Origin of the sequence: Segatella copri (assembly GCF_051861805.1) — a bacterium.
GTDB classification, from domain to species: Bacteria; Bacteroidota; Bacteroidia; order Bacteroidales; family Bacteroidaceae; genus Prevotella; species Prevotella copri_M.
The window spans coordinates 2,699,212-2,711,625 of record NZ_CP146520.1 but is presented as its reverse complement, the minus strand read 5'-3'; the positions used below and the strand labels follow the sequence as shown (position 1 = coordinate 2,711,625).

General features: G+C 47.4%; 13 protein-coding genes and 1 tRNA gene. 5 read left to right on the top strand and 9 right to left on the bottom strand.

The window, feature by feature from the left end:
• Nucleotides 1-28 precede the first annotated feature (28 nt).
• Both V8Z93_RS10670 and V8Z93_RS10665 read right to left on the bottom strand, forming a co-directional pair.
• Entirely contained in the window at nucleotides 29-724 is a 696-nt protein-coding gene (locus tag V8Z93_RS10670) for a hypothetical protein (protein ID WP_439431487.1), read from the bottom strand.
• 49 nt (nucleotides 725-773) lie between these two features.
• Complete coding sequence (locus V8Z93_RS10665) at nucleotides 774-1,574, bottom strand: RNA methyltransferase (protein WP_439431486.1); 801 nt, start codon at nucleotides 1,572-1,574, stop codon at nucleotides 774-776.
• A gap of 186 nt (nucleotides 1,575-1,760) precedes the next feature.
• On the opposite strand from V8Z93_RS10665, the gene V8Z93_RS10660 reads away from it, so the two are divergent.
• On the top strand, nucleotides 1,761-1,919 hold the full coding sequence (locus V8Z93_RS10660; RefSeq protein ID WP_218413291.1) for a hypothetical protein: 159 nt from the start codon (nucleotides 1,761-1,763) through the stop codon (nucleotides 1,917-1,919).
• Between the two features lie 450 nt (nucleotides 1,920-2,369).
• Entirely contained in the window at nucleotides 2,370-4,571 is a 2,202-nt protein-coding gene (locus V8Z93_RS10655; protein WP_439432850.1) for a BamA/TamA family outer membrane protein, read from the top strand.
• A gap of 98 nt (nucleotides 4,572-4,669) precedes the next feature.
• Here V8Z93_RS10655 and V8Z93_RS10650 read toward each other — a convergent pair whose 3' ends face one another.
• Complete coding sequence (locus tag V8Z93_RS10650; protein ID WP_439431485.1) at nucleotides 4,670-5,125, bottom strand: hypothetical protein; 456 nt, start codon at nucleotides 5,123-5,125, stop codon at nucleotides 4,670-4,672.
• 113 nt (nucleotides 5,126-5,238) lie between these two features.
• Between V8Z93_RS10650 and V8Z93_RS10645 the strand changes: the two genes are divergently transcribed.
• Entirely contained in the window at nucleotides 5,239-6,042 is an 804-nt protein-coding gene (locus tag V8Z93_RS10645) for an MBL fold metallo-hydrolase (protein WP_203040424.1), read from the top strand.
• Nucleotides 6,043-6,164: 122 nt separating this feature from the next.
• Here V8Z93_RS10645 and V8Z93_RS10640 read toward each other — a convergent pair whose 3' ends face one another.
• Nucleotides 6,165-7,448 (bottom strand): O-acetylhomoserine aminocarboxypropyltransferase/cysteine synthase family protein, encoded by a 1,284-nt coding sequence (locus tag V8Z93_RS10640; RefSeq protein WP_439431484.1) that lies wholly within the window; start codon nucleotides 7,446-7,448, stop codon nucleotides 6,165-6,167.
• 75 nt (nucleotides 7,449-7,523) lie between these two features.
• Nucleotides 7,524-7,892, bottom strand: a complete 369-nt coding sequence (locus V8Z93_RS10635) for a DMT family protein (RefSeq protein WP_203050931.1) — start codon at nucleotides 7,890-7,892, stop codon at nucleotides 7,524-7,526.
• 172 nt (nucleotides 7,893-8,064) lie between these two features.
• On the opposite strand from V8Z93_RS10635, the gene V8Z93_RS10630 reads away from it, so the two are divergent.
• Nucleotides 8,065-8,137, top strand: a tRNA-Lys gene (locus tag V8Z93_RS10630).
• 66 nt (nucleotides 8,138-8,203) lie between these two features.
• Here V8Z93_RS10630 and V8Z93_RS10625 read toward each other — a convergent pair.
• From V8Z93_RS10625 to V8Z93_RS10610, 4 genes are all read right to left on the bottom strand, one after another.
• Nucleotides 8,204-8,656: a Fur family transcriptional regulator gene (locus V8Z93_RS10625; RefSeq protein ID WP_238405807.1), complete on the bottom strand. Its 453-nt coding sequence runs from the start codon at nucleotides 8,654-8,656 to the stop codon at nucleotides 8,204-8,206.
• 53 nt (nucleotides 8,657-8,709) lie between these two features.
• Nucleotides 8,710-9,402 carry a hypothetical protein gene (locus V8Z93_RS10620; RefSeq protein ID WP_238405808.1) on the bottom strand — a complete coding sequence of 231 codons (693 nt, stop codon included), beginning with the start codon at nucleotides 9,400-9,402 and terminating at the stop codon, nucleotides 8,710-8,712.
• Nucleotides 9,403-9,406: 4 nt separating this feature from the next.
• Nucleotides 9,407-10,246: a metallophosphoesterase family protein gene (locus V8Z93_RS10615; protein WP_439431483.1), complete on the bottom strand. Its 840-nt coding sequence runs from the start codon at nucleotides 10,244-10,246 to the stop codon at nucleotides 9,407-9,409.
• 712 nt (nucleotides 10,247-10,958) lie between these two features.
• Entirely contained in the window at nucleotides 10,959-11,132 is a 174-nt protein-coding gene (locus tag V8Z93_RS10610; RefSeq protein ID WP_439431482.1) for a hypothetical protein, read from the bottom strand.
• Nucleotides 11,133-11,157: 25 nt separating this feature from the next.
• On the opposite strand from V8Z93_RS10610, the gene V8Z93_RS10605 reads away from it, so the two are divergent.
• On the top strand, nucleotides 11,158-12,384 hold the full coding sequence (locus V8Z93_RS10605; RefSeq protein ID WP_439431481.1) for a hypothetical protein: 1,227 nt from the start codon (nucleotides 11,158-11,160) through the stop codon (nucleotides 12,382-12,384).
• The last annotated feature ends 30 nt before the right edge of the window (nucleotides 12,385-12,414 follow it).

The window sequence follows — 12,414 nt, the reverse complement described above, 5'->3', positions numbered from 1 at the left end:
TCTTTTTAAAATAAATATGTTAATATGATTAATATTTTTCTATTTCTGCGGTTGCCATCTGCTGCAATCCCATCTTTTCGCTTTCCTTCTGCTTCTTTCTCTCTGCATCAATCACCTGGTACGAACCATATTGGTAGGCCAGCGAGATGCCGAGCCAGCTCAGGGCGTAGAGGATGAGCAGGAAGGTGATGATGAAGACCACAAAGAGGAGTGGGGGGAAATAGCCCGGCACACCGAGTGGGTCGCCTTCCAGTGCTCCCAGCTGTGAGTAGAGCTGGGCGATGATGAGGATGATGGATGGCAGGGCAGCGATGAAGGTAGCGATGCACACAATCATGATGCCCAGAAAACAGGTCATGAGGAAACCTCCCAGATGGCGAAGGATGCGGAGCATCCACTGTCCCTTTTTACGCTTCTCGCCTTTGTTGGCAGAGAGTTGCTTGCGTGGCAGCAGATGCCAGAACGATACCACTGCCATTATCAGGGTGGCTGCGTAAATGATGGTTTGCAGAATGAACGAAGCCATCGGATTCATTTCTCCCCAGTCGTGAAGCGACTTATTGGGGAGGAGAAAGTAGAGCACGATAGCCAGCAATATGGCGAAGGGCACCTGAGTAATCCATGTTTGCTTGACGAACGATTTCGGATCGGCCGTCATGGCGTAGTAGGATGCTCGCATACAAGCAGTTATGCTGCGCTGCTTAAATAATTCATTTACTTCCATAGCTATAATGATTTTATACTACTTACTATTTCTTGTTATTTCTTGCTATTTAAAAGTTTCTTCTGAATTCAGAGCAGGTGATGGCGGTGGCGATGGCCACGTTCAGGCTGTCGGCAGTGGCTCTTCCTTCCGGGAAGTTAGGGATGAGCAGTCTGCGGTTCACCTTCTTGGCAAGAGCTGGCGAGATGCCTTTTCCCTCGTTTCCCATCACGATGAGTCCCCGATTTTCCAGCTGCTGCTGATAGATGTTGTCGCCATCGAGCAGGGTTCCGTATACGGGTACATCTGCTGGCAAAGACTCCACCAGTCCCAGCAGGTTGCCGTATTCCACCTTTACTCTGGCTATGCTGCCCATGGTGGCCTGCACCACCTTGGGGTTATAAACGTCGGCTGTGTCCTGACTGCAATAGATGTGGGTGATGCCAAACCAGTCGGCTATGCGGATAATGGTACCCAGGTTTCCCGGGTCCTGCACGCCATCCAGGGCGAGATTCAGTTCGCTGGTATTGATTTCAGAAAAGCCGAAGTTCTTTTCTTTATCGTTAGCCTCTTCCTTAGCCTCTTCATAAGAGCATCCGGCATCCTGCTTAAACACAGCCAGCACCTGCTGCGGATGCTGCAGGAAGCTCACCTTCTTCAGTTCCTCCTCGGTTACTTCAATCACCTCTGTCTGGGCTGCCAGATGCTTTCCCTTCAGCCATTCGCCGGTGGCCACAATGAGGTCGGCAGGTTGCAGGGCGAGCAGGTCATCCACCACCTTGAACCCTTCAGCCACGAACTTTCCCTCCTTGTTTCTATTCTTCTTCAGTTCGAGCGAACGAATGTACTTGATCTTATTCTTGCTAATCATTTATTGTCGTTTATTGTCATTAATGGATGCAAAGATAACATAAAAAGCAGACAATACAAAATATTTTTCTTAAAACCTTTGGTAGTTTAATAAAAAAAGCATACTTTTGCATTTGATAAGGTGATATTCTGACTTGATATGTTTGAATATTCAAATAAATAACAAATAAAGTATGGAGGAAAGATTATGGCACGACCAATTAGAGAAACCCCAATTCTTTACGGGGATGACGCCAAGAGATTCTTGGCAAATATAGAAAACGTGAAGCCAGCTTCAAAAGAAGAGAAAGAAAGAATTCGTGCTTCTTATGAAGAAATTAAACAGATGGCAGATTTTGTGATGTAAGGAAATTTCGACATGAATACAATTGCTTTAGATAATAAAACATACTATGAGGGCAAGTTCTATATATCCCCTGAGGTGAAGGCCTTGGAGGTAGGTTTTCAATGCCCAAATGATTTGTCTGATGATTATAAGAAACTCAAGTTTCGCAAGTGAGCTCCACACGCCCTGAAAGGGCAGAAGCTCCTAGCCCAGGGCAGCGCCCTGGGTAATCATGGACGCAAGTTTGTCGCCCTGTAAGGGCAAAAGCTTCAAAAGAATCAGGCAATTTACAAAGCTTTTGCCCTTACAGGGCGCCTTGTTGATTGCTATTATACCCAGGGCGCTGCCCTGGGCTAGGAGCTTTTGGGCCTTCAGCCCGTACTTGAACCACTTGCGAAACTTCAATAAGAAAGAAAAGAATAGATAAATATTTTGAAAGTACAGAAGATTTCAATACTCGCCCTGCCAGTGATGCTTGCAGGCTGCTCGGCCAGCAAATACGTGCAGGAAGGGGAGTATATATTAAATAAGGTGGAAGTGAAGAGCGACTCTGCAGCGTATGATGCAGGGGCGCTCAAACAGTATGTGCGCCAGAAAGAGAAGCCTAAACTCTTCTCGCTATTCCATAACCCGTTCAGCAAGAAACCTGTGGTGTATGATACCCTGCAGGCACAGCTTTCATGCCGCGACCTGCTCACTGCCATGCAGAACCAGGGATTCCTGCATGCTGGAGTAACGCTGCAGACTACTATCCACGGACAGGAAAAGACGGATAGCATCGCCGAAAAGAGTCGGAAGAAGGCCCCAAAGGTGGATGTAACTTATATGTTGCATCCCGGCGAACCATTCCATATAGGCAAGGTAGAGTATGATATAGAGGATAAGAACATCGAGCAGATTCTGAAGCTCTATAATCCTGAAAACCAGAAGATTAAGCCGGGTATGAGATTCACCGTGGATGCTCTGGATGCCGAGCGCAAACGCATTGCCAACCGACTGCTCGACGATGGATACTTCCGTTTCAATAAAGACTTCATACAGTTTTCTGCCGACACCATTGCCGGACAGAAAGATATCGCCGTGACCCTGAACCTGCTGAAGTATAAGGCAAGCAGCAATGCACCCGAAACCGACCATCCCCGTTACGAGATTCGCAACATCAGTTATCAGAGCAACGATAGCGACCGCATCCATCTGCGCCATCGTGTGCTGCTCAACGCCACTGCTCTGGAGGAGGGAAAGCCCTACAGTGCCTCTGCCCTGCAGCGAACCTACAATAACTTCGCCCGATTGCAGGCTGTGAAGTATACCAATATCAGATTCAGTGAAGTGGCTGGTAATGAAATTGATAGCGCATCGGTTAGTACATCGGAGATTCCATCGGACAGTACGATGAACCGGCTTCTCGACTGCCATATCCAAATCAGCACCAACAAGCCATCTACCATCTCCTTCCAGCCGGAAGGAACCAATACGGCAGGCGACTTGGGTGCGGCAGCTTCGCTCACCTATACCAACAGAAACCTCTTCAGGGGTAGCGAGCAGTTGAGCATCCAGTTGCGTGGAGCCTACGAGGCAATCACCGGACTGGAGGGCTATCAGGACCAGAACTATCAGGAGTATTCCGTAGAAGGAAAGGTGGTGTTCCCGAGATTCATGGCACCCTTCCTTTCGAGCAGTTTCAGAAAGAGGCAGACAGCCAACAGCGAGCTCTCCGTGAGCTGGGACCTTCAGAACCGTCCGGAATTCCATCGCCGCGTGTTCTCCACGGCATGGCGCTACCGCTGGACAGAACCCCGTCATCATCTTGCCTGGCGATTCGACCTGCTCGACCTCAACTATGTGTATATGCCTTGGATATCAGAGACTTTCAAGCGCGATTATCTGGATGATGTGGACAATAGAAACGCCATCCTGCGATATAACTACGAAGACCTCTTCATCATGAAGATGGGATTCGGACTCACGTATAGTGATGGGGTGGATGCCATCCGACTCAATGTGGAGTCTGCCGGAAATCTGCTCAGCGGATTCTCCAAGACACTGGGATTCAAGATCAATGCGCAGGGGCAGCGCACCTTTCTCAACATCGCCTATGCACAGTATGCCAAGTTTGATTTCGACTATACCCGCCTCATCCGTTTCGACGACCGCAATGCCCTGGCACTGCATGCCGACCTGGGAGTGGCTTATCCTTACGGCAACAGCACCGTGCTGCCTTTCGAGAAGCGATATTTCTCGGGTGGAGCCAACTCGGTGAGAGGTTGGGGAGTAAGAGAACTGGGACCTGGCGGATACAAGGGCAATGACGGGCGCATCGACTTCATCAACCAGACGGGTGACCTGAAGTTCGACCTGAATGCCGAGTATCGAACCTCGCTCTTCTGGAAGTTCGAGGGTGCCCTGTTTGTGGATGCGGGTAATATCTGGACGCTTCGCAACTATGCCGACCAGCCGAACGGGCAGTTTAAGATAGACAAATTCTATAAGCAGATAGCTGCGGCGTATGGTATGGGTATCCGATTGAATTTCGATTACTTCATCCTGCGTTTCGACATGGGTATGAAGGCGATCAATCCTGCCTACGAGAGTGGGGATGAGCATTGGGCGATCATTCATCCAAAGCTCAGTCGCGACTTCGCTTTCCACTTTGCGGTAGGATTGCCGTTCTAAAGCTAGTTAATAGTTTATAGTTTAAAGTTAATAATAAAGGTTAGGAGTTTCAGCAGAGCATCTTTTAGTATTGATGCTTGCAGAAACTCCTAACTTTTTCAAGGCAATTTCTCCAGTTTGATTTTCCAAGCATTATTCTCCATACTCATCGGCAACTGGAACTCCGCCTCATCCACGAAGTGGGCTTCCTGCCCGATGCTATCCATCTGAAGGAAGTTGCGCACGGTGATGCTGGCAGTGGCACTCACCCCGTCATCGCCGAAAGTGATGTCGTTGATTTCCACGATGGCATCCTCCTCCTTCGCCCTCAGCCTTTCCACATCCGCCTTGTGCACGTTGCTGGCAGCATAGCGCAGCCAAGGTTCCGAACTGCGGGTGCAATACTTCTGGGTTTTCGGGAAATGCCAGTTGAAGTAGTAGGTGGCAAACGAGTCAACATCTGCCTCCAACTGATTATCGTCGCCTTCGTGACTTTGGCAGCCCGTAAGCCCGTAAAGACTTGTTGCTAGGGCTGCTACGGCGATTCCCATGCCTAATATCGATTTCTTCATCATGTTTTCTATTTCTTAAAATATCTATTTATTTGCTTATTTTGCGCACAAAGATAATAAAAAACTTTGTAATAAGAATCTTTTTTGTTAACTTTGCAGGGAAAATAACAATAAAAATGCTTAGATTCATATCCTTTGGCAGTGGAAGTAGCGGCAACAGTTACTATCTTTACACTGAGACGGATTCGATACTGATAGATGTTGGAGTGGGAATCAGAACGCTGAAAAAGCATTTCCATAACTATGGATTGCGATTTGAGGATGTGCACCACATCTTCGTCACGCACGACCATGCCGACCATGTGAAGTCGGTGGGAAGCCTCAGCTCCGATTATCATCTGCCAGTATATACAACCCGTAAAGTTCATGTAGGTATCGAGCGCAACTACTGCGTCCGAAAGAAGATTGCGCCCAATCACGTGCACGTCATCGAGAAGAGTGTGCCGCTGAATGTGGGCGAGTTCAAGATTACTCCGTTTGGGGTTCCCCACGACAGCACCGACAACGTGGGCTATTTCGTGGAGTGTGAGGGGGTGACGTTCTGCCTCATCACCGATGTGGGCCACATCACCGAGGAGATGCACGATTTCATCGGGCGCTCCAACTATCTGGTGATAGAGGCGAACCACAGCGAGGAGATGCTCCAGAAGGGACCGTATCCGCAGTATCTCAAGGATCGCATCCTGGGTCCCAACGGTCATCTGAGCAATGTGGCGTGCGGACAGGCGCTTGCAGATTATGCCTCTCCCAATCTCCGCCATGTATGGCTCTGCCATCTCAGCGAGGAAAACAATCATCCCGAGTTGGCAAGAAAAACCGTGGAGCAGATTCTCAGAAGCAAGGGCATCGTTGCCGGCAAGGACTTCGAACTCGAAGTGCTGAGGAGAAAGACGCCTAGCGAGATTTATAAATTGGTGTAAATCATAATAGGGAGTTAAAGGAGTTAAGGAGTTAAAGGAGTTAAGACAATAGTCTTTTTGGCGTAGTTTTTAAACTAACAAGGCATACGTCTTAACTCCTTTAACTCCTTAACTCCTTCTTTTTATATTTTATCCAATGCCTGCTTGATATCATCCAGGATATCCTCTACATCCTCGATGCCCACTGAGAGTCGAATCAAGTCTGGTGCAATGCCTGCTTCCTTCAACTGCTCGTCAGAAAGCTGGCGATGGGTGTGGCTCGCAGGGTGGAGCACGCAGGTGCGGGCATCAGCCACATGGGTCACGATGTTGATCATATCTAATGAATCCATAAACTTGATGGCAGTCTCGCGGTCGCCCTTCAATCCGAAGGCGATGACGCCGCAGGTGCCATGAGGCATATACTTCTGGGCTAGGTCATAATACTCATCTCCCTTCAGTCCGCTATAGTGAACCCAAGCCACGCGGTCGTCGTTCTGCAGGAACTCAGCCACCTTCTGCGCATTCTCGCAATGCTGGCGCATGCGCAGGTGCAGACTCTGCAGACCCAGGTTGAGGATGAACGAGTTCATTGGCGCTGGGATGGAACCCAGGTCGCGCATCAGCTGAGCCACCAGCTTGGTGGTGTAACCCATCTTGCCGAAGGCCTTCACGTAAGTCAATCCGTGGTAGCTCTCGTCCGGAGTGCAGAGACCAGGGAATTTCTCGGCATTCGCCATCCAGTCGAAGTTGCCGCTATCCACAACCACGCCGCCTACCTGCGAAGCGGTGCCATCCATATACTTGGTGGTAGAGTGGGTCACGATGTCGGCTCCCCATTCAAATGGACGACAGTTGATTGGAGTAGCAAAGGTGTTGTCCACGATGAGAGGCACCCCGTTCTTATGGGCGATGCGGGCAAACTTCTCGATGTCGAGCACAGCGCAGCCAGGGTTGCTGATGGTTTCGCCAAACACCACCTTGGTGTTAGGACGGAAAGCCTTCTGAATCTCCTCCTCGCTGGCATTAGGGTTTACGAAGGTGCACTCGATGCCCAGCTTCTTCAGGGTAACACCGAAGAGGTTGAAGGTGCCGCCGTAAATCTCGTTAGAGGTAACGATGTGGTCGCCCGCCTCGCAGATGTTGAACACGGCGTAGAAGTTGGCAGCCTGTCCGCTAGATGTCAAAACGGCGCCCACGCCACCTTCGAGCTGAGCGATTTTCTTAGCCACGGCGTCGTTTGTAGGGTTCTGGAGTCGGGTATAGAAATATCCCTCCTTCTTCAGGTCGAAGAGCATCGCCATCTCTTCAGAGTTGTCGTATTTGAATGTAGTACTCTGGATGATAGGCACTTCTATCGGTTCTCCGTTCTTTGGTTCATAGCCTCCCTGCACGCAGAGGGAAGCGACACGTAATTTCTTTTCCATTGTCGGTTTATGTTTTTGTTTATATTTTGTTTAATCCATTCCCAACACGCCCTGAAAGGGCAAAAGCTTAAGAATCTATTTCATAAAAACGAAATATACGGCAGCGATGAGGCAGACGAATGCCGCAAAGTGGTTCCAATGTAAGCCCTGTCCCTGGAAGAGGATGTTGGCGATGATGGCGAAGACGATGAGCGACACGCACTCTTGAATCACCTTGAGCTGAACCAGGTTGAAGGGACCGCCATTATCGATGAATCCGATTCGGTTGGCAGGTACCTGACAGCAGTATTCGAAGAAGGCGATGGCCCAACTGAATGCGATGACTCCGATGAGTGGCCAGTGGCTGCTTACGCCCGTCTGCTGCAGTTTCAGATGTCCGTACCATGCCAGCGTCATGAAGATGTTGCTCAGCAAGAGGAGCAGGATTGTATATATTCCGTTCATATTATTAATAATGTATAAGTGGGTGCAAAGGTACATTTTTTCTCTTAAAAATGTATGAAAAAGAAGAAAAAATAATGGAAAATAAAAAAAGTGGCTGAAAAATTTGGTAGTTTCAGAAAAAAGCAGTACCTTTGCAACCGCTTTTGAGAAATACCTCAACTGCTTAACAGATGCACCCTTAGCTCAGTTGGTAGAGCAACTGACTCTTAATCAGTGGGTCTAGGGTTCGAATCCCTAAGGGTGTACATAGAAAAGCTCCGAAGAAAATCATTTTTCTTCGGAGCTTTTTCTTGTTGTAACAAGCATTGCTTTCAGCGATGCTTCTTCCTGCACTCAGGACATTCTCCCTTGATGACGAACGAGATGGAGTGGGGATAGAAACCCTCTGGCAACTCGAAACTCGGGATATGAATATCCTCCATGCAAAACGAACGATGGCACGATTCGCAATAAAAATGAATATGACCATCATGATGATCACATTCGCCATCCTCCTCGCATAACTCATAGTTCAGCACCCCTCTGCCATCCTCGAACGCATGCACCGCATCATGCTCCAGAAATAACGTGAGGGTTCGGAAGATGCTCGACTTATCCATCGATACCATCTTCTGCTCCAGGTCCTTCAGGCTCTGCGGATTTCCTCCGCTCGCCAAGGCCTTCATCACCAAAATCCGGTTGGAGGTGGGCTTGATGCCCTTCGCCTCCAACTTGCTGATAATCTCCTCTGTTTCCATATCTTTTTCCTTCTCTTTTTTCTTCATTAATAAGATGTTATTACCTTTTCTTATGTGGAGGGAATAGAATATCCCCCTCTCTAGAGAATCTGAAGCTTTGCTCCAAACGACAGTCCGAACACATCCCAGAAGTTGGCGTTGCCGTTGCGCCAGAATCTCATGAAATAGATATCATTCGTGCTCAACTCATAGAACATCGTGATGCTCTTCACACGCTTGCGCCTGCTGTTGGGGATATGATAGGTGAAGCGTTCGCCAAAACCCAGGTTCGGGCGCACTCTCGTTGAAAACGGATAGTAGCCACTCTCGTATTTCGTAGGCTGCTTCGTCCAGAAATCATGCCCCAGCACCGTGTTCAGATACAGCGTGCACTCCAGTGGCTCAAACTCCCATCCCTTGCCCCAATCCTTGCGCCAGGGAATGAAGTTCTCCTTCAGCGTAATCGTACACTTCACGGCATCCGAGTCGTATTTCGGGATGATGCCGAAGAGCAGATGCGTTTCCCACTGACGCCTCTTTCCGTAATCCCAGCCGATACCCACCGAGATGATACCCATGTTGCCGCAGGTTTGAATCACCGACTGTGTAGGCATCAGCACGTCCCAATGCCTGCGATAGCGGAGGATTCGCCTGTCGTAGCGAGTCAGGGAGTCCGTATCTTCCGAATCAGCCAACATCTCCTCCGATATCCTGTCTTCGGCCTTTGCCTCCATCATCCCGCTTGCCATCAGCAGGCAGGATAACAATCCTATTTTCAGTATCTTATCTCTCATAGCCTTAAAATTTAACAACCTCATACTTGTATCCTTTAGGAGTGATGGTAAACAGATAATACTCATGGAAATGGCAGCTGCTAGCCATGTAGAACAGGGTGCCGTCGCCAAATAAATCCTCCGTCTTCGTGTGATGACCATGACCATCCAGGCAGAACAGCAGCTGAGGGAACTGGTGGATGTAATAGTTGAACACCTTAGCCACGTTGTTGTTAAACTGCTCTGAATAGGGAGCCGCATGCATGCATACCACGGTGCGGTTGAAACTCAGCGAATCGCGAGAACGCTCTGCCTCCATAAAGTCGAAGTTAGGCACCGGACGGGAGTAGTCGTATTCGATGGCATTGGTGTTGAGGCACACGAACTTCACGCCTCCGGCGATGAAACTGAAGTCGGGGTCGCCGAAGATTGTCGCATACGACTGGTTGCCTGTTCCCAGACAGTCGTGGTTGCCCAGCAGCACCACCGATGGCATCTTGAGTTTCTGCATCTTGTCTCGAGTCCAGATCATCTCCTTTGTAGCACCGAAGTCAGAGATGTCGCCACAGTGAATCACGAAGTCGATGCTGTCTTTTCTCCGGTTGATGTCGTTCACCGCCAGTTGCAGGTCGTCGAGCCATTGATGGCTGTCGCTGATTACGGCAAACCGGATGGTATCCTTGCTCTTCACAGATTCTTCAATCTTCCTTATATTCTTGGCATTCAAGTCGGTATCTCCCTTCACCCTCACGTCGTAGGGGTGCACGTCGAACACGGTGTCGCAAGCTCCCATCATCATCATGCATGCGATGCTGCAGAAGCCTGTGCCCAGGGCGATTTTCTTTCTATGTGTAAAATTCCTCATATCGTACTTCTTTTATTTATGCAGGGAGCCTCTCTAGGGCTTATCCCTCTTTTATAATTCAAGTTAATTAATTCAGGTGCAAAGGTAAGAAAAAAACTGAATTAAGCCAAAGATTTTTCTGATAATGACTACTTTTAAGGAGAAATTGATAAGAAAATACCTATAATGGGGGATGGGGGACACGAAAGTCTTCTTCTACGTATTTTTTTTGCAAATTATCTATCACCCATCACGATTTTCGTGATAAATCTGTATAAGCCATTGATAGATAAAGAAATAGTATGAGTGACTGATACATCAAAATGGGGATTTATCCCTCACGTATCCCTCACGATTTTGGCTTTATCCCTCACGATTCAGCTTTTGCAGAAAAACAAAAAGGCTTTTTTTCTATTGAAGCTAGCTTCGGCAGTTCATGAAACTAGCTTCGTTTGTCGTTGAAATAGGCTTCATTTGCCATTGAAGTAAGCTTCAATCCAAATTGGTTTGAGGCTCAGATAAAGTTTACGTGAGCCTCTATTAAGGTTTACTTGAGCCTTACTCCAAATCCAGATGAGGATCAGTTCGATTTGAATACCGGTTTTTTAAGGAATGCCCTCAATTTTCTGAAGAATAATTTGGCAGTTATCAAAAAAAAGTGTATTTTTGCAGCGTCATCATGAGGGGAGTGAAGTCTGCTGGAGGATGAATGAACTCAGAGGGCAGAATGACCTCATGTGACTGCTGCATCGGCAAAAGCGCCGCCCGGCATGATCGGATAATAAATCGGATAGATCATCTGATAATCATCTGATGAAAAGCAGCAGGGCGAAAGATGCCTGCGCTTGGCTTCTGCAGCAAACAGGAAACAATGAACAATCAGTTTTAATCTAAGTTTGCCGGACATCCAAACTTGTATCTATTTAAGAATTATGAAGAGAACATTACTTGTTTCAGCTTTCACAGTTATGGCTTTGGCTGCCAGTGCGCAGGTTTCAGAAGTGACTAAGATGAAGGGCGATGGTTTTGGTTTCATCCCAAAGAGCCTCACTACCACTGGTGTCATCACTCCTTATTCAACCATCAGAGGAGGTGATAGAGGTGATGGTCATAGCACTGAGATTAAGCCGGCAGAGTTCACGGTTTATGATGCTTCCTTTAATGTAGCGAAAACTTTCAGCTACGAGCCTAAGGTGTTCAAGAATAAAGTAGTACGAATGAAAGCTTTGGCCGACTTTAAGACCAAGGAGGTTCTTGATAAAGGTTATGAGGAAAGATATTGGAAATTTGTTGATGGAGTCTACGATTATGAAAAAGGTTTTCTGATTCCTGTTACGACGATGGATGAATTCAAGGCCGCTGTTGCTAAGATGTTTGGTGAAGAAAAGGTAGATTTCTTTACTGATGACAGTGGCAATTTCGCTTTCCGTTCATTTAATGATATGCTGTACTTTGAGGGATGGGGAGATGAAGGTCTCATAGTTAGAGAGAATTTCTATTATTATAATTCTTCAGACAATGGACTTTATAGGGTAGAGAAACTCCAGAAGCTAGTAGATGTTAATACTTCTAATTTGGCTTGGAAGGAGGATGATAGCCGTGAAAGCTATGAGATTACGAATACAGAGAGAATCCATCAGACAGAGGTGTATGATTATGATGTAAACTGCAATGAGAGTTCTGATGTATATCTTTCTCAGAATGTGTTTAACAATGACGATAAGTATGAGTATGTGGTGGAAAGCTATAGAGAGGTATCTGCTCCAGCAGATTCTACATCATACCCTATTGAAGGAATTGAGAATGGAAAAATCGTTCTAATCAAGGATGTACAGGATAAGTACTATGAGTCTTATCTTGTAGTAAAGGATGAGGACGGAAAGGATCTGTTCTCTGTGCCAAATAGTGGTTACAGGGATGACTTTACCATCTATCGTGCCAACGGCAAGACTTATATCAGTAATTATGAAAGCCAGGGCAGTGGTTTAGGGCAGTATGTTATCTATCTGCTCGACAAGACTGATACCGGCATCACAGAGCTTGCCCGCACGCAGGCGGTGAAGTCTGCCAAGACCTTCAATATGGCTGGCATGCTGGTAGGCAAGAATGCCAAGGGCATCGTTATCCAGCAGGGTGGCAAGAAATACTTTAACAAGTAGCAATAGAAATTACTGTAATAATGATAAAGA